The sequence below is a fragment of the Microbacterium sp. NPDC055502 genome, from assembly GCF_053643635.1.
The window spans coordinates 588,219-604,462 of sequence record NZ_JBSHKJ010000001.1 but is presented as its reverse complement, the minus strand read 5'-3'; the positions used below and the strand labels follow the sequence as shown (position 1 = coordinate 604,462).

Sequence of the window (16,244 nt, the reverse complement as noted above, 5' to 3'; positions counted from 1 at the left end):
CGGCCATGATCCGCCTCGACATCGACCTGGAGGTCGAGCACCGCGGCCCGGACGACGACACCCCCACGCGGTTCACCGTGCACGCGGCGGGACGCGAGGTCGTCATCACGATCGCGGACACGTCCACCCTCGGCGGCATGGGTCGCCGCGACCTCGCGCAGCTCGCCCCCGTCGCGGACGGCCTCGCGCGCCGCGGCATCCGGGTGCGGGTGGAGGGACCGCGCGGCACCCTGGTGGAGTTCGGCGACGTGCGGTCGGGACCCGTGGGTCGCGCGGTCGCGGGATCACCGCACATCCGGCTCGGCCACCTCACCACGTTGCTGACGGAACTGCAGCGCCGCGACCGCGACCGCGGCGGCGGCTCGCTGCTCTCCATCCCGCCCGGCACGCTGTTCCCGCTCGTGCCCACCGTGGTGCGCCACGTCCGCCGCCGCGTGACCACGACGCACTACCTGCCCGGCTCGGGACGCCCGCGCCTGATCTTCTCGGTCGGCTCGGGCGACTGGGACCGCAGTCGTCCGCGCGAGTTCGACCTGCTGCCCGACCGGACCGTGATCGGCTCGAGTCCCGACGCCGATCTGCGGCTCGACGGACTCGAAGCGGTGCACGCCGAGATCCGGCACAACGAGGACGACGAGTACGTGCTGTACCCGCACGCCCCCACCGGCGGCGGGTGGCCGAACCTGCCGCACAGCTCGGACGGCGCGCGCATCCTCCGCACGGGCTCGCGGATCGAGCTGGGCACCTGGCGCCTCGCCTACTACCGGGAGGAGTTCGCCGACCACGGTCGTCCGTTCGGCGGGCGCCAGGGCGGGGAATACGAGTTCCAGAAGCAGCAGCCGGTGCGACCCTACGGCTCCGGCGAGCTCGGCTGACCCGGCACCGCGAGCATCAGTCCGCCCAGACCCCGGTCGCGAGGAAGTGCTCCAGGCGGGCGCGGTGCGGGGCGAGGTCCCACCCCTGCTGCGCGACCCACTCGTCGGAGTAGTAGGTGTTGGCGTAGCGCACGCCGCTGTCGCAGATGAGGGTCACGACGCTGCCGGTCTCACCCGCGGCTCGCATGCGAGCGATGAGCTGGAACGCACCGGAGAGGTTGGTGCCGGTGGAGCCGCCCGCCCAGTGCAGCGTGCGCTCGCGCAGCAGGCGGATCGCGGCGATCGAGCCCGCGTCGGGCACCTGGATCATCTCGTCGATCACGGTCGGGACGAAGGATGCCTCCACGCGGGGGCGGCCGATGCCCTCGATGCGGCTCGGGCGCCCGGCGGGCGGGTCGACGGTCCCGGCCCAGCCGTCGTAGAAGGCGGAGCCCTCGGGGTCGACCACGGCGATCCGGGTGTCGTGCCGGCGGTAGCGCACGTAGCGGCCGAAGGTCGCGCTCGTGCCGCCGGTGCCCGCACCCATGACGATCCACCGCGGGATCGGATGCCGCTCCTGGGCGAGCTGGCTGAACACGCTCTCCGCGATGTTGTTGTTGCCGCGCCAGTCGGTCGCGCGCTCCGCGAACGTGAACTGGTCGAGGTAGTGGCCGCCGCACACCGACGCCAGGCGCTGGGCCTCCGGCGACATGTCCTCTGCGCGGTCCACGAAGTGACAGGTCCCGCCGTAGAACTCGATCAGGTCGATCTTCTCCTGCACGGTCGACCGGGGTACCACGGTGATGAACGGCAGACCGAGCATCCGCGCGAAGTACGCCTCGGACACGGCGGTCGACCCGCTCGACGACTCCACCAGCGTCGTGTCCTCGCGGATGCGCCCGTTCACCAGCCCGTACAGCAGCAGCGACCGCGCCAGCCGGTGCTTGAGCGAGCCCGTCGGGTGCACCGACTCGTCCTTCAGGTACAGGTCGATGCCCCACTCGGCCGGCAGCGGGAACAGGTGCAGGTGCGTGTCGGCGCTGCGGTTCGCGTCGGCTTCCAGCAGGGCGATCGCGGTGCTGGTCCAGTCGCTCATGTCTTCGAGCGTAGTGGGGCTGCCCTCAGCCGACGGTACCCGCGGGCGAGGCCCCGCCGTCGCCGTCGACGTGCAGCAGCGACGCCTGCGACTGCTCCTGCTGCAACTGGAACTCGAAGCGCGAACGGTCGCCGCGGTGGTAGGCGATGAAGTACTCGATGGGCGTGCCGTCCTCGCTGCGGCTGACGCTGCGCAGCCGGAGCAGGGCCGAGCCGGCGCTGACGCCCAGGTGCTGCGCCTGCTCGTGCGTGGCGACGGTCGCCTCCGCCGAGCGCACGCCGTGCGTCGCCACGATGCCGTGCATCGCCAGCAGCCGGTACAGCGACGCCTCGGTCAGGTCGGCGCCGAGCGTGACCCCGCCGACGGCCTCGGGCATCCACGTGGTCGACAGCGACCAGGGCTCCCCGTCGACGTGCCGCAGCCGCTCGAGCGCCACCACGGGCGACCCGACCGGCACTTCCAGCGCCAGCGCGACCTCCTCGTCGGCCACGGTCTGCTCGTGCCGCAGCACGTCGCTGTGCACGTGCCCGCCGCGACGCTCCACGTCGTCGTACAGGCCGACGAGGGTGTGCACCAGGCTCTCGCTCGTGCGCGGGCGGGAGACGAACGTGCCCTTGCCCTTCACCCGCTCGACCAGCCCCTCGTGCTCGAGCTGCGCGAGCGCCTGGCGCACGACCGTGCGCGAGATGCCGTAGCGCTCGCACAGGCGGTGCTCGCCGGGCAGCGGGTCGCCGGGCTGCAGGCCGTCGCGGGCGATACCGTCGATGATCAGCTGCCGCAGCTGGTCGTACATGGGGGCGGCGGAGTGGCGGTCGATCGCGTCCTCGACGGTGGTCATCAGTACGCCACCCCCGCGTGCAGGATCACGTTCGCATACGGGGTGAACTCGCCGGAGCGCACGAACGCCCGTGCCGTGCGGGTGCGCTGCTTGAACTCGACGTGCGGCACCAGGTCGATCTCGAAGCCCATCCCGGCGAAGCGCTCGCGCAGGGCATCCAGCACCTCCGGGCTCTTCTCCGCGACCTCCGCGGATACCGTGGCGCCCTCCACCACGAGCTCGGCGAGCACGGTGTCGAGCACGTCGAGGAAGGCGGGGGCGCCCGGGCGGTAGGCCAGGTCGATGCGCTCCGACCCCGGGGGGATGGGAAGGCCGGCGTCGGTCACGACGATCGTGTCGGTGTGGCCGGTCTCGCTGATCACCCGGGACAGGGCGGGGTTGATCGTGGTGGACGTCTTGCGCATCGGTGCTCCTGGCTGGTCAGTTCGCGACGGGGGCGGTGTCGCGCTCGGTGAGGAACGCGTCGACCTCGGCGCGGTGCGGAAGGCTCGGCGACGCGCCCTGCTTCGTGACGGCGAGGGCGCCGGCGGCGGTCGCCAGGCGCACGGCGTCGGTGAGGGTGCTGCCGCTCGCGAGGGCGGCACCGAGGTAGCCCGCGTAGGCGTCGCCCGCGGCCGTGGTGTCGACGGCCTCGACGGGGAACGGCGGGACGACCGTGGCGCCCTCCGCGGTGACCACGCACGACCCCTGTCCGGCGAGCGTGACGACCGCGGCGCCCACGCCCTGGGCGAGGAACCAGCGGCCCGCGCGCTCGGCCGACGCCGCGTCGGTCACCTCGATGCCGCTGATGAGCGACGCCTCGGTCTCGTTGGGCGTGACGATGTCGATGCTGCGCCAGAGGGCGGGCGGGAGCTCCGTGGCGGGGGCGGGGTCGAGGATCACGGTCATGCCGTGCTCCCGGCCACGCGCCGTGATGTGGGCGGTCAGCGCCGACGGCGTCTCCAGCTGGGTCAGCAGGACGGAGGTGGTGGGGGCGAGGGCGGTGAGCGCCTCGTCGATCTGCGCGGTGCTGAGCGCGGCGTTCGCGAGCGGCACCATCACGATGTCGTTCTGCGCCGACGCGTCGACGCGGATGTGCGCGATGCCCGTGGGGCCGGGGACCGTGCGCAGGTGGGTGAGGTCGACGCCGGCGGCCGTGAGCCCGTCCACCACGAGGTCGTGGAACAGGTCGTCTCCCACGCAGCCGACGAAGCTCGTGCGTGCACCGGAGCGTCCGGCCGCGACCGCCTGATTCGCCCCCTTGCCGCCGAGCATGAGCGTGAACTCGTCGCCCAGGATGGTCTCGCCGCGGGCCGGCAGCCGACCGGAGAAGGTGGTGACGTCGGCCGTGACGCTGCCGACGATGACGACGCCGGTGCGGTCACCGGGGTGTGCGGGTGTCATCTCGCTCCTGATCCTCCTCGACAGCGCGGGCGCTCCGGTGGCGTTGACTAGGCTCGGAGCTGTCATTACATTAGCCGAAACCGAACCTGTAACGACAGGTTCCCGCGAGGAGACCCCGATGACCCCGATCGCGCCCCGCCTGTACGTCGACAGCGCCGACGTCGACCGCGTCTCCCGGCTGCTCGCCGCGGGCGTGGTCTACGGGGTCACCACCAACCCCACGATCCTCGAACGGGGCGGCCGCACCGCCGCGGAGATCCCCGACCTCTACGCCCGATGGGTCGAGGAGGGTGCCCGCGAGGTGTTCTTCCAGACCTGGGGTGGCGACACCGCCTCCTTCCTGCGCAACGCCGAGGGCATCCGGGCGCTGGGCGACCGGGTCGCGGTGAAGGTCCCCGCCACGCCCGACGGCTTCGCGGCCGCGTCCGCCCTCGTGCGCGACGGGGCGACCGTGCTCGTCACGGCCGTGTACTCCGTGGCGCAGGCCCTCGCGGGCGCCGCGATCGGCGCCCGGTACCTCGCGCCCTACCTCGGCCGGATGCGCGACGCGGGCGTCGACGGCGAGGTCGTGATCGCGCGGATGCAGGAGATGTGCGCGGGGACCGACTCGAACGTGCTCGCCGCGTCGCTGCGGTCGGCGGAGGATCTGGTCGGCCTCCGACGCGCCGGCGTGCCTTACTTCACCGCCGCCCCCGACGTGCTCGACCAGGTGCTGTCCAACCCGGTCAGCGACGCCTCCGCCGCCGAGTTCGACGCGGCCATGGTGCGCCTGGGAGCCTGACCCGCCCCGCTCGCTCCGTCGCGGTGCGGCTCAGGCGGTCGCGGCCTGCCGCAGCCAGCGCTCCACGCCCGCGATGTGGGCCGTGGCGAGCGACGTGGCGAGAGCGGAGTCGCGCTGGGCGATGGCGTCGGCGATCGCGCGGTGCTCCGACAGCGTGCGCTCGACCGCGCCGCCCTCGGTGAGCCCTCGCCACACGCGAGCCCGCACGGTCTGGCTGCTCAGGTGCTCGATCAGGCTGGCCAGATAGGCGTTGCCCGCCATCGCCACGATGTCGCGGTGGAAGCGGATGTCGTGGTCGACGAGCTCCTCGATGCTCACGCCGGCGTCGATGCCGGCGACCTCCTCCTGCACGGCCGCGATCGCCTCCTCGCTGCCGAGCGTCGCGGCGAGCCCGGTCGCCTGCGACTCGAGCATCCGCCGCACCGCGAACATCTCCAGCATCGAGTCGTCGTCGTGCATGTCGACCACGAACGCGATCGCCTCGAGCAGCAGATGCGGCTCCAGGCTCGTGACGTAGGTGCCGTCGCCGCGGCGCACGTCGAGCACGCGGATCACCTCGAGCGCCTTGACCGCCTCGCGCATCGAGTTGCGCGAGAGCCCGAGTCGTTCGGACAGCTCCTTCTCCGGGGGCAGGCGATCGCCGGGCGCCAGTTCGCCCGACACGATCATCGCCTTGATCTTCTCGATCGCCTCGTCAGTGACAGCCATGGCGTCATCCTTGCACAGTGATCGGATGTCTACGGCAGGATGGGGGCATGCGCACCCTCGACTCGCACCTGCACCTGTGGGACCCGGAGGTTCTGACCTACTCGTGGCTGGAGGGGCCCCTCGCCGGGCGGTTCGCCGCGGAGGAGATCGAGAGCGCCCGCATCGACGGGTCGACCGAGGAGCGCGCGATCTTCGTGCAGGCGGGCACCGCGGTCGACGACGAGCTCGACGAGGTGCGGTGGGTCGCGGGACAGGCCGAGCGGCTCGGGGTGGTCGGCATCGTCGCGGGTGCCCGACTCGACCGCGGCACCGACACGACCGTGCACCTGGAGAGCCTCACGGCGGAGCCGCTGGTGGTGGGCGTGCGGCACATCCTGCAGGACGAGCCGGATGCGGTGGCGCTGTCGTCCGCGTTCGTGACGGGCGCGCGAGAGGTCGCGGCCCACGGCTGGGCGTTCGACGCGTGCGTGCGGTCGTGGCAGCTGCCCGACGTCGCGCGGCTGTCCGCCGCGATCCCCGAGCTGCGCATGGTGCTGGATCACCTCGGCAAGCCCGCGGTCGGCACCGCGCACGCTCCGCTGGCCCCGACCGCGGAGTGGGAGCGTGACCTCGCCGAGCTCGCACGCCACCCGCAGGTGTACTGCAAGGTGTCGGGCCTTCCGGCGGAGGCGGGTGGTGACTGGAGCCTCGCGCAGCTCGAGCCGTTCCTGGACACCGCGGCCGACGTCTTCGGGCCGGAGCGCCTGATGTGGGGTACCGACTGGCCGGTCTCCGCGGTCGGCCCGGCCCGCACGGACGCCGCCTCGGACGCCCCGTCGACGTATCAGCCGACCGCCCGCAGCCGCTGGGCCGACGCGGTCTCGACGTGGGCGGACTCCCGCGGCATCGACCGGACCGCCCTCTTCCACGACACCGCCGCCGCGTTCTACCGCCTCTGACCCCCCCGCCCCATCCCGTCGCGCGGTGCGCGTGCGATATGTCCCCCCCCGAAGCCCCTGCGCGGCACGTTTTCGATCCCGCACCGACTCCGCACGGCAGCCCACACGCGAAAGGGCCCGGCGGCTCAGGGAGTCGCCGGGCCCTCTCGTCGAGGAGGGTGCGAGGTCACTCGGGGCGGAGCCGCAGCTGCGCCATCCCGCCGTCCACCTCGAGGAACGTGCCCGTGGTCGAGCCCGCGCCCGGTCCCACCAGGTAGGCGACGGCCGCGGCGACCTCGTCCGGGCTGACGAGCCGTCCGTGGGGCTGTCGTGCTTCGAGGGCGGCGCGCTCGGCCTCGGGGTCGGCGGCGGAGTCGAGCAGCCGCCCGACCCAGGGGGTGTCGGCGGTGCCGGGGTTCACGGCGTTGACGCGGATGCCCTCGCGCAGGTGATCGGCGGCCATCGCGCGGGTGAGGGCCGACACGGCGCCCTTCGACGCGGAGTAGAGCGCGCGCTGCGGGAGGCCGGTGGTGGAGGCGATCGACGCGGTGTTGCACACGGCGGCGGCGGGCGACTTCCGCAGCCACGGCAGTGCCGCCGAGGTCACGCGGGCGATGCCGGTCACGTTGATCGAGAGCACGCGCGCCCACTCGTCGTCGTCGTTCGCGGCGATGTCGCCCTGCGCGCCGATGCCGGCGTTGTTGACCACGATGTCGATGCGGCCGAAGCGCTCGGCGACCGCGGCCACGGCCGCGTCGACGCTCGCGCGGTCGGACACGTCGGCCGTGAACGCGGCGAAGCTCTCGTCGGCGTTCGTCGTGTCACGGTCGAGCACGGCGATCGTGGCGCCGTCGTCGTGCAGTCGGCGGGCGATCGCCGCGCCGATGCCGGAGGCTCCGCCCGTGACGATCGCCACCAGGCCGTCCATCGTTCCGCTCACTTCTGCGCCTCCCATGCCACGAACTCCTGTCGCTGCCGGCCGAGGCCGTCGATCTCGATCTCCACCACGTCGCCCGGGGCGAGATAGGGGTACTTGCCCGACAGGGCCACGCCCTGCGGGGTGCCGGTGAGGATCAGGTCGCCGGGCTCCAGCGTCACGTACTGCGACAGGTGGTGCACGATCTGCTCGACGGGGAAGATCATGTCGCTCGTGTTCGAGTCCTGCCGCGGCTCGCCGTTGACGAAGCTGCGGAGGCCGAGGGCCCGGTGGTCCACCTCGTCGGGCGTGACCAGCCACGGTCCGGTGGGGTTGAAGCCGAACGCGATCTTGCCCTTCGACCACTGCCCGCCCGACACCGCCATCTGGAAGTCGCGCTCCGACACGTCGTTCGCGGCGACGAAGCCGGCGACGTGCGCCATCGCCTCGTCGGGGGAGTCGAGGTAGGCGGCGCGGGCGCCGATCACGATGCCGAGCTCGACCTCCCAGTCGGTCTTCTCGCTGCCGCGCGGAATCGTGACGGTGTCGTTCGGGCCGACCACGGTGTTCGGGGTCTTGAGGAAGATGATCGGGATGGTCGGCGGCTCGGAGCCGGACTCGGCCGCGTGCGCGGCGTAGTTCATGCCGATGCAGATGACCGCGCTGGGGCGGGCGATGGGGGCGCCGACGCGCATCCCCGCAGCGTCGGGCAGCTCGGGGAGCTCTCCGGCGTCGCGCGCGGCGGCGACGCGGGCGGCGACGTCTCCGGCGAGGAAGTCGCCGTTGACATCGGATGTCAGTGGGCGGAGGTCGAGGTAGCGGTCACCCTCCACGAGGACGGGGATCTCCGCCCCAGGGGTGCCGAGCCGCGCGAACTTCATGATTCTCCTGATCGTTCGGGAAGCCGCTCTGCGGCGGCCGGTCTCGTTGACAGTATAGACATCGGATGTTTACACTCCAAGGGATCCGCACGGAAGAAGTCCCGTGCATGGAGAGGAATCCCGTGAGCCGTATCGTCGCCCTCGACACCACCGACATCCGCTTCCCTACGTCCCTGAGCCTGGACGGGTCGGACGCGATGAACCCCGACCCCGACTACTCCGCCGCGTACGTCATCGTGCGCACGGATGCGGAGGACGACATCGAGGGGCACGCGTTCGTGTTCACGATCGGACGGGGCAACGACGTGCAGGTGGCTGCGATCGACGCCCTCGCGGGGCACCTGGTCGGCCGGGAGCTCGAGCCGCTGCTCGACGACATGGGCGGCACCTTCCGCGAGATCATCGGCGACTCGCAGCTGCGCTGGCTCGGGCCGGAGAAGGGCGTCATGCACATGGCCATCGGCGCCGTGATCAACGCGCTGTGGGATATCAAGGCCAAGCGCGCGGGCCTGCCGCTGTGGCAGCTCCTCGCCCGGATGACGCCGGAGGAGCTGGTCGACCTGGTCGACTTCCGCTACCTCACCAACGCCCTCACCCGCGACGAGGCGCTGGACATCCTCCGCGCCGCCGAGCCCGGTCGCGCCGAGCGGGAGCAGCAGCTGCTCGCCACCGGCTACCCCGGCTACACCACCAGCCCGGGGTGGCTGGGCTACTCCGACGAGAAGCTCGAACGCCTGGCGCGCGAGGCGATGGCCGACGGCTTCACGCAGATCAAGCTCAAGGTCGGCGCCGACCTGCAGGACGACATCCGCCGCTTCCGCAAGGCGCGCGAGGTCTGCGGCCCCGACTTCCCGATCGCGATCGATGCCAACCAGCGCTGGGAGGTATCGGAGGCGATCGAGTGGGTGAACGCCCTCGCCGAGTTCCACCCCGCCTGGATCGAGGAGCCCACGAGCCCCGACGACATCCTCGGGCACGCCGAGATCGCCCGCGGGGTGGCGCCCATCCGCGTCGCCACCGGCGAGCACGCGCAGAACCGCATGATCTTCAAGCAGCTGCTGCAGGCCGACGCGATCTCCGTCATGCAGATCGACGCCGTGCGCGTGGCCGGGGTCAACGAGAACATCGCGAACCTGCTGCTCGCCGCGAAGTTCGACGTGCCGGTCTGCCCGCACGCCGGCGGCGTCGGGCTGTGCGAGGCCGTGCAGCACCTGTCGATGTTCGACTTCGTCGCCGTCTCGGGCACGCGCGAGGGCCGGCTGATCGAGTTCGTCGACCACCTGCACGAGCACTTCGTCGTGCCGACCGACATCCAGGGCGGCTCGTACATGGCGCCCACCGCGCCCGGTACCGGCATGGAGATGAAGGCCGACAGCATCGCCGAGTACACCTGGACGGGTGCGCATGTCGGTGCCTGACCGCCTGGCCGTCCCGACGCTCGGCTACGGTGCCGCGAACGTCGGCAACCTGTTCCGGGAGCTGTCCGACGACGACGCCTGGGCCGTGCTGGACGCGGCGTGGGAGAGCGGCATCCGCTTCTACGACACCGCGCCGCACTACGGGCTCGGGCTGTCCGAGCGTCGTCTCGGCGCCTTCCTGCGCACGAAGCCCCGCGACGAGTACGTGCTGTCCACCAAGGTCGGACGGCTGCTGCGCCCCAACCCCGACCACGCGGGCGGTCTCGACACCGCGAACGACTTCCACGTGCCCGACGACCTGCAGCGCGTGTGGGACTTCTCGGCGGAGGGCATCCGCACGAGCCTCGACGAGTCGCGCGAACGCCTCGGCATCGAGCGCATCGACCTGCTCTACCTGCACGACCCCGAGCGCCACGACCTCGACCTCGCGCTGGCGGAGGCCCTCCCCGCGCTGGAGCAGGTGCGTGCGGACGGCGAGGTGACCGCGATCGGCATCGGCTCGATGGTGTCGGAGGCGCTCGCCGCGTCGGTGCGGGCCGCGGACCTCGACCTCGTCATGGTCGCCGGGCGGTACACGCTGCTCGAACAGCCCGCCGCGGTCGACGTGCTGCCGGCGTGCCGCGAGACCTCGACCGGCATCGTGGCGGCCTCGGTGTTCAACTCCGGGCTGCTCGCGTCGAACGAGCCGCGGCGCGACGGACGCTACGAGTACGGGCAGCTGCCCGACGAGCTGTGGGACCGGCTGGTGCGCATCGCCGCGGTGTGCGCCGACCACGGGGTGCCGCTGCCCGCGGCCGCGATCCAGTTCCCGCTGCAGTCCGACGTGGTGCGCTCGGTGGTCGTGGGCGGCAGTCGCCCCGCACAGCTGACGCAGAACGCCGAGTACGCTGCGCGGGAGATCCCGTCTGCACTGTGGGAGAACCTCGCCGCCGAGGGTCTCATCCCCGCCTGACCCGAGAGGAGCCGTCGTGCTCGAAGGAATCCACCCGCTGCTGACCGGCGAACTGCTGCTGCACCTCGACCGCATGGGGCACTCCGACGCCGTGGTCGTCGCCGATGCGCACTTCCCCGCGTGGGGGCTGGGCGCCCGGGTGGTCGACCTCCCCGGCACGACGACGCCCGAGGTCGTCGCGGCGATCCGCACGGTGCTGCCCCTCGACGATGCGCCCGGCCTCGACCTGATGGCGTCAGCCGACGGGGAGGTGCTCGACGTGCAGCGCGAGCTCATGGACGCGGCGGGCACGGCGGTCGACACGACCCGGTTCGTGGAGCGCTTCGCCTACTACGGCGTCGCGAAGGACGCGTATCTCCTGGTGCGCACGGGCGAGACCCGCAAGTACGGCAACGCCCTGCTCCGCAAGGGCGTCGTCGGCCACCCCTCCGCCTGACGATCGGTTCATGACTCAGGGGAACAGCGGGGACACCCGGCCTCCCGCGCGCTACCGGCGCCGGACGCGCCCCTTCTCCGGAGGTGTGACCCGGATCCGGCGCCCACGGTGCGTGCGGTGTGATGCGGGTCAGCGGCCGCGGGTGGATTCGCGGATGATGAGCTCGGCGGGGAACGGCGGGGTCGCGGGCGGGGGAGCCGCGGGGTCGGCGAGCTGAGCCAGCAGCGCTGCACCGGCCGCGCGACCGATCTCGTAGCCGGGCTGGCGGACGCTCGTGAGCGGCACGACGCTCTGGTGCGCCTCGGCCACGTCGTCGAAGCCGACCAGCGCGATGTCCTCCGGCACGCGGATGCCGTGCCGCAGCAGCTGTGTCAGCACGCCGAGCGCCACCATGTCGTTCGCGGCGAAGATCGCGTCGGGCCGTTCGTCCGCGGGTTGCGCCACGATCTCCGCGCCCGCGGTCAGTCCGTCCTCGGTGGCGAGGTGCCCGACCTCCCGCACCTCGACCTCCGCGCCCGTGCCCGCCGTGGCGTCACGCAGTCCCGCCAGGCGGTCGTTCGACTCGGTCACCGCGGGGTTGCCCAGGAAGAGGATGCGCCGCCGCCCGAGGTCGACGAGGTGCTCGCCGGCGAGCCGTCCGCCCGCGCGGTCGTCGAACAGCACGGAGGCGACGGTGGCGGATTCGCGGATCGGCCCGACCACGACGGAGCGGATGCCGCGATCGGCGAGTCGCTCCAGGCGCGGCACCACGTCGCCGAGCGGGTAGATGACGATGCCCTGCACCCGATGCGCCTCGAACATGTCGATGTTGCGCTGCTCGCGGTCGGCATCCCGGTCGCTGTTGCTGAAGAAGAGCGACCAGCCGCCCTCGCGTGCCACGTCGTCGACACCGCGGGACAGCTCGTGGAAGTACGGCAGCCAGGCGTCGAGGAGGATCAGCGCCAGGGCCTTGCTCGACCCCGCCCGCAGCTGCCGCGCCGATTCGTTCGGCACGAAGCCCAGCTGCTCGATGGCCGCCCGCACCTTCTCCCGGCTGCCCTCCCCGAGCACGTGGGGGTGGTTGAGGTAGTTGGAGACCGTCGAGGAGGAGACGCCGGCGAGGGCGGCCACGTCTTTCACGCTGGCGGGCATCGGTCTCCTTCGTCGATACGGGCCGAGGCGACCCCGGCGGCGACACCAGGCTAGCCGAGGGATTGGAACGTGCCAAGAAAGTTCTTGACAGGCCGTCGTCGTCGGACCTAACGTGTGTCGAACCCGGAATTGGAACGTGCCAAGTCCGGACGGCGACGGTGCCGCACACCCGCCGGGAGAGGTCTCATGAACATCGGCTGTCACGGACTCGTCTGGACCGGAACCTTCGACGCCGACGGCATCCGCCTCGCGGTGGAGAAGACGAAGCAGGCCGGGTTCGACCTGATCGAGTTCCCGCTGATGGACCCGTTCACGTTCGACGTCGCGGCGGCGAAGGGCGCCCTCGCCGAGCACGGTCTCGCGGTCAGTGCCTCCCTCGGGCTCTCCGCGGAGACCGACGTCACGAGCTCCGACCCGGATGTGGTCGCGGCCGGTGAGGCGCTGCTGCTGCGCGCGGTCGACGTGCTGGCCGAGCTGGGCGGGACCCACTTCTGCGGCGTGATCTACAGCGCCATGCAGAAGTACATGGACCCGGTGACACCGGAGGGGCTCGCGTCGAGCCGTCGCACGATCGCCCGGGTCGCCGACCACGCCGCCGAGCGCGGGGTCTCGGTGTCGCTCGAGGTGGTGAACCGCTATGAGACCAACGTGCTCAACACCGCGCGGCAGGCCCTGGCGTACCTGGCGGAGGTGGACCGCCCGAACCTCGGCGTGCACCTGGACACGTACCACATGAACATCGAGGAGTCGGACATGTTCGCCCCGGTGCTCGACGCGGCTCCGGCGCTGCGGTACGTGCACATCGGCGAGAGCCACCGCGGGTATCTGGGCACCGGCACGGTCGACTTCGACACGTTCTTCAAGGCGCTCGGCCGCATCGGCTACGACGGGCCGATCGTCTTCGAGTCGTTCTCGTCGGCGGTGGTCGCTCCCGACCTCAGTCGCATGCTGGGCATCTGGCGCAACCTCTGGACCGACAACGACGAGCTCGGCGCGCACGCCAACGCCTATATCCGCGACAAGCTCGTCGCGGTCGACTCGATTCGGCTGCACTGAGCCGGGTCAGCGGCGACGGGATCCTCGGTCGAGATCAAGATGTTATTACAGGTCTTCCCGATCGAATGATCTTTAGATACATTTAGATACAACTTGCACCAGCCCGGGTGCAGGACGCAGAATTGATCCGATGTTTACGGCGGAATGATCCGCCAATCGCGAGACGACCTCCAAGGAAGCAGGTGAGCGCATGAGTGGACCCATCCTCAGGGTCGAGGGGATCAGCAAGGGATTCCCCGGCGTGCAGGCGCTGAAGGATGTGCACCTCGAGGTGCGCGAGGGCGAGGTGCTCGTGCTCGTGGGAGAGAACGGCGCCGGCAAGTCCACGCTGATGAAGATCCTCTCCGGCATCTACACCAAGGACGAGGGCACCATCACGTTCGAGGGCCGCGAGGTCGAGCTCACCAGCCCGCTGCAGGCGCAGGAGCTCGGCATCACGATCATCCATCAGGAGCTCAACCTGATGCCCGACCTCACCGTCGCCCAGAACATCTACGTCGGCCGCGAGCCCACGACCGGCCCGTTCCTGTCGGAGCGCAAGCTCAACACGCAGACGGCGGAGCTGCTCCAGCGCCTCGGCATCCACCTCAACCCGCGACAGCTCGTCGGCGAGCTCACGGTGGCCGAGCAGCAGATGGTCGAGATCGCCAAGGCGCTGTCGTTCAACGCCAAGGTGCTCATCATGGACGAGCCCACCTCGGCCCTCACCGACAGCGAGGTCGAGACGCTGTTCGTGCTGATCGAGCAGCTCAAGGCGCGCGGCACCGGCATCGTCTACATCTCGCACCGGATGGACGAGCTGCGGCGCCTCGCCGACCGCGTGACCGTCCTCCGCGACGGCACATACATCGGATCACTCGACAAGGCGGAGATCACGATCCCGAAGATCATCGAGATGATGGTCGGCCGCGTGATCGACGAGGGGACCCGCCCGCAGGCCCGCGAGCACCTGAACGACCCGGTCGTGCTCGACGTGCAGGGGCTGTCGACGAAGACCCTCCTGAAAGACGTGTCGTTCCAGCTGCACAAGGGCGAGATCCTCGGGTTCGCCGGCCTCATGGGCGCGGGACGCACCGAGACCGCCCGTGCCGTGATCGGCGCCGACCACCGCGACGGCGGCACCATCACCATCGGCGGGCGCCAGGCGCGGATCGCCCAGCCCGCCGACGCGGTCAAGCACGGCGTGGGCTACCTCTCCGAAGACCGCAAGCTGCTCGGGCTCATGCTCGAACAGGACGTCACGTTCAACACCGTGCTCGCCTCGCTCGGCAGCTATGCCAACGGCATCGGCTGGATGGGCGACGGCAAGGCCAAGAACCGCACCAAGGAGTACGTGCAGCAGCTGCGCGTGAAGACCCCCTCGGTCAACCAGGTCGTCAAGCTGCTCTCCGGAGGGAACCAGCAGAAGGTCGTCATCGCCCGGTGGCTGATGCGCGATTGCGACATCCTCATCTTCGACGAGCCGACGCGAGGCATCGACGTCGGCGCGAAGGAGGAGATCTACCGCCTCATGCAGCAGCTCGCCGACAGCGGCAAGTCCATCATCGTCATCTCGTCGGAGCTCCCCGAGATCCTGCGCGTCGCGAACCGCATCGCCGTGTTCGCGAACGGGCGCATCACCGGGACGCTCCGCAACGAGGAAGCCAGCCAGGAGAAGATCATGCAACTCGCAGCCCACGGGGAGGAAGACTGATGAGCACCCCACAGCAGCCCGGAGGGTCGACGACGACCATCATCCAGACGGCCGTGAACGAGAACACCGACAAGCGCGACATCGGCGGATTCCTGAAGCGCCAGTTCCAGCAGTCGCTGGCCTTCGGCACCCTGATCGTGCTGGTCATCTTCTTCTCGATCGCCAGCCCCAACTTCTTCACCTTCAGCAACATCGCCACCGTGCTGCTGTCGACCGCGGTCATCGGCATCCTCGCCCTCGGCACCACGTTCGTCATCATCACGGGCGGCATCGACCTGTCGATCGGCACCGGCATGGCCCTGTGCGCCGTGATGACCGGCGTGATCGTCACCAACCTCGGCCTCCCCGTCTGGCTGGGCGTGATCGGCGGCATCGCGACCGGTGTGCTGATGGGCCTCATCAACGGCGTGAACATCACGTTCCTCCGCCTTCCCCCGTTCATCGCCACGCTCGCGATGATGATGATCGCCGGCGGCCTCGCCCTCGTCATCTCGAACGTCGCGCCGATCTACTTCTCGACCTCGGCGCCCGACTTCAAGAAGATCGCGCTCGGCGTGATCATCCCCGGCATCCCCAACGCCGTGCTGATCACCGCCGCCCTCGCGATCGTGGCGTGGCTGGTGCTGTCGAAGACGCTCCTCGGCCGCTACACCTTCGCGATCGGCTCGAACGAGGAGGCCACCCGCCTCTCCGGTGTGAACACGCGCCGCTGGACGATCCTCATCTACATGTTCGCCGGGGCCTTCACCGGAGTCGCGGGCATCGTGATCGCCTCGCGCCTCGACTCCGCCCAGCCGCAGATCGGCACCGGGTACGAGCTGCAGGCCATCGCGGCCGTCATCATCGGCGGCACCTCTCTCCTCGGCGGACGCGGCTCGATCCTCGGCACCGTGATCGGCGCGCTGATCATGAGTGTGCTCGTGAACGGACTGCGCATCATGTCGATCCAGACCGAGTGGCAGAACATCGTCGTCGGCGTGGTCGTCCTGCTGGCGGTCTTCCTCGACTCGCTGCGCAACCGGCAGCGCACCTGAGACCAGGGCGGCGGCGAAACCCGTGCCCGCCGCCGCCCCACCCGGCCCCGGCCGGACCCGCGGAGTCCCTCCGCACAGGCACCAGGAATGTCCCACAGCCGGCCCTGGCCGGCATCACACAGAACCATCCGGCTCGTACTCAAACAATGG

17 protein-coding genes are annotated in these 16,244 nt (G+C 70.9%); 9 read left to right on the top strand and 8 right to left on the bottom strand.

Annotated features, from left to right (window positions below):
* The first annotated feature begins 5 nt into the window (after positions 1 to 5).
* Positions 6 to 875: an FHA domain-containing protein gene (locus ACWH95_RS03095; RefSeq protein WP_454120146.1), complete on the top strand. Its 870-nt coding sequence runs from the start codon at positions 6 to 8 to the stop codon at positions 873 to 875.
* A 16-nt stretch (positions 876 to 891) separates the two neighbouring features.
* Here ACWH95_RS03095 and ACWH95_RS03090 read toward each other — a convergent pair whose 3' ends face one another.
* The 4 genes from ACWH95_RS03090 to ACWH95_RS03075 are packed head-to-tail and all read right to left on the bottom strand — an operon-like array spanning position 892 to position 4,171.
* Positions 892 to 1,950 (bottom strand): PLP-dependent cysteine synthase family protein, encoded by a 1,059-nt coding sequence (locus ACWH95_RS03090; RefSeq protein WP_136029448.1) that lies wholly within the window; start codon positions 1,948 to 1,950, stop codon positions 892 to 894.
* Positions 1,951 to 1,975: 25 nt separating this feature from the next.
* Positions 1,976 to 2,788, bottom strand: a complete 813-nt coding sequence (locus tag ACWH95_RS03085; RefSeq protein WP_247982289.1) for a GntR family transcriptional regulator — start codon at positions 2,786 to 2,788, stop codon at positions 1,976 to 1,978.
* Complete coding sequence (rbsD, locus tag ACWH95_RS03080) at positions 2,788 to 3,192, bottom strand: D-ribose pyranase (RefSeq protein WP_454120145.1); 405 nt, start codon at positions 3,190 to 3,192, stop codon at positions 2,788 to 2,790. Before rbsD ends, ACWH95_RS03085 begins: the two co-directional genes overlap by 1 nt.
* Before the next feature lie 16 nt (positions 3,193 to 3,208).
* On the bottom strand, positions 3,209 to 4,171 hold the full coding sequence (locus ACWH95_RS03075; RefSeq protein WP_454120144.1) for a ribokinase: 963 nt from the start codon (positions 4,169 to 4,171) through the stop codon (positions 3,209 to 3,211).
* A gap of 118 nt (positions 4,172 to 4,289) precedes the next feature.
* On the opposite strand from ACWH95_RS03075, the gene ACWH95_RS03070 reads away from it, so the two are divergent.
* A complete protein-coding gene (locus ACWH95_RS03070) occupies positions 4,290 to 4,952 on the top strand; it encodes a transaldolase family protein (protein ID WP_168442788.1) in 663 nt (220 codons plus the stop codon).
* A 30-nt stretch (positions 4,953 to 4,982) separates the two neighbouring features.
* On the opposite strand, the gene ACWH95_RS03065 is transcribed toward ACWH95_RS03070, so the two are convergent.
* A complete protein-coding gene (locus tag ACWH95_RS03065; protein WP_136029458.1) occupies positions 4,983 to 5,660 on the bottom strand; it encodes a FadR/GntR family transcriptional regulator in 678 nt (225 codons plus the stop codon).
* A gap of 47 nt (positions 5,661 to 5,707) precedes the next feature.
* On the opposite strand from ACWH95_RS03065, the gene ACWH95_RS03060 reads away from it, so the two are divergent.
* Positions 5,708 to 6,598: an amidohydrolase family protein gene (locus ACWH95_RS03060; RefSeq protein ID WP_454120142.1), complete on the top strand. Its 891-nt coding sequence runs from the start codon at positions 5,708 to 5,710 to the stop codon at positions 6,596 to 6,598.
* A 166-nt stretch (positions 6,599 to 6,764) separates the two neighbouring features.
* On the opposite strand, the gene ACWH95_RS03055 is transcribed toward ACWH95_RS03060, so the two are convergent.
* Together ACWH95_RS03055 and ACWH95_RS03050 are read right to left on the bottom strand one after the other, a co-directional pair.
* Positions 6,765 to 7,532, bottom strand: coding sequence for an SDR family NAD(P)-dependent oxidoreductase (locus ACWH95_RS03055; protein ID WP_136029462.1), 768 nt, complete (start codon positions 7,530 to 7,532; stop codon positions 6,765 to 6,767).
* A complete protein-coding gene (locus tag ACWH95_RS03050; RefSeq protein WP_247637841.1) occupies positions 7,514 to 8,374 on the bottom strand; it encodes a fumarylacetoacetate hydrolase family protein in 861 nt (286 codons plus the stop codon). The genes ACWH95_RS03055 and ACWH95_RS03050 overlap by 19 nt, the downstream gene beginning before the upstream one ends.
* A 122-nt stretch (positions 8,375 to 8,496) precedes the next feature.
* On the opposite strand from ACWH95_RS03050, the gene ACWH95_RS03045 reads away from it, so the two are divergent.
* From ACWH95_RS03045 to ACWH95_RS03035, 3 genes are read left to right on the top strand one after another with little or no spacing between them, the layout of a single operon-like run.
* Entirely contained in the window at positions 8,497 to 9,792 is a 1,296-nt protein-coding gene (locus ACWH95_RS03045) for an L-fuconate dehydratase (RefSeq protein WP_247637840.1), read from the top strand.
* Positions 9,779 to 10,744 carry an aldo/keto reductase gene (locus tag ACWH95_RS03040; protein ID WP_247637839.1) on the top strand — a complete coding sequence of 322 codons (966 nt, stop codon included), beginning with the start codon at positions 9,779 to 9,781 and terminating at the stop codon, positions 10,742 to 10,744. Before ACWH95_RS03045 ends, ACWH95_RS03040 begins: the two co-directional genes overlap by 14 nt.
* Before the next feature lie 16 nt (positions 10,745 to 10,760).
* Positions 10,761 to 11,180, top strand: a complete 420-nt coding sequence (locus ACWH95_RS03035) for an RbsD/FucU family protein (protein WP_247637838.1) — start codon at positions 10,761 to 10,763, stop codon at positions 11,178 to 11,180.
* A 129-nt stretch (positions 11,181 to 11,309) separates the two neighbouring features.
* Here ACWH95_RS03035 and ACWH95_RS03030 read toward each other — a convergent pair whose 3' ends face one another.
* Positions 11,310 to 12,311 carry a LacI family DNA-binding transcriptional regulator gene (locus tag ACWH95_RS03030; protein ID WP_136044848.1) on the bottom strand — a complete coding sequence of 334 codons (1,002 nt, stop codon included), beginning with the start codon at positions 12,309 to 12,311 and terminating at the stop codon, positions 11,310 to 11,312.
* Between the two features lie 186 nt (positions 12,312 to 12,497).
* Here ACWH95_RS03030 and ACWH95_RS03025 point away from each other — a divergent pair, with 186 nt between their 5' ends.
* From ACWH95_RS03025 to ACWH95_RS03015, 3 genes are all read left to right on the top strand, one after another.
* A complete protein-coding gene (locus ACWH95_RS03025; protein WP_136044847.1) occupies positions 12,498 to 13,367 on the top strand; it encodes a sugar phosphate isomerase/epimerase family protein in 870 nt (289 codons plus the stop codon).
* A 190-nt stretch (positions 13,368 to 13,557) separates the two neighbouring features.
* The gene (locus ACWH95_RS03020) at positions 13,558 to 15,060 is read left to right on the top strand and encodes a sugar ABC transporter ATP-binding protein (protein ID WP_136036281.1); all 1,503 of its coding nucleotides are present in this window, start codon (positions 13,558 to 13,560) and stop codon (positions 15,058 to 15,060) included.
* Entirely contained in the window at positions 15,060 to 16,094 is a 1,035-nt protein-coding gene (locus tag ACWH95_RS03015; RefSeq protein WP_205812648.1) for an ABC transporter permease, read from the top strand. Before ACWH95_RS03020 ends, ACWH95_RS03015 begins: the two co-directional genes overlap by 1 nt.
* The last annotated feature ends 150 nt before the right edge of the window (positions 16,095 to 16,244 follow it).